Source organism: Streptomyces sp. SID13666 (assembly GCF_010548325.1).
GTDB classification, from domain to species: Bacteria; Actinomycetota; Actinomycetes; order Streptomycetales; family Streptomycetaceae; genus Actinacidiphila; species Actinacidiphila fildesensis.
Window position 1 is genome coordinate 1 of sequence record NZ_JAAGLX010000257.1, and the last position, 379, is coordinate 379.

Here is a 379-nt window from a genome sequence, read left to right on the forward strand (position 1 = left end):
AGACGGTGATCTTCGACCTCACCGACGGGGTCCCGGAACACAACCTCAAGGTGCTCGGGGACTTCGTACGCAGGCTCGACGGCCTGGCCACCGCCGACCAGAAGACGGCGGGTGCCAACGTGACGTGGAAGCAGGTGCCCTCCGAAGCCGTCGTGGACTTCCTCACCCGCTACGAGCCCGACCGCATGGCCCAGAGGGTTCGCCCCCGCTTCATCGCGAAGTACATCGAACAGTGCATGGCCGTAGGTGAGCTCCCGAAGTGGACTGTAGTCCTGGTCGGCAAGCAGGCAGCCGAAGACCCGCAGGACATCGCCGGTTACAGCCTGGGGCCCGTGAAGCGGTCGCCACTCAACGACGTCGAAAGCGACGGTCGGTACAC

The 379-nt window shown here is 65.2% G+C and carries 1 pseudogene; it reads left to right on the top strand.

What is annotated here, in order from left to right:
* Positions 1 to 379: pseudogene (locus tag G3I60_RS44365) on the top strand (endonuclease); the annotation flags it as partial.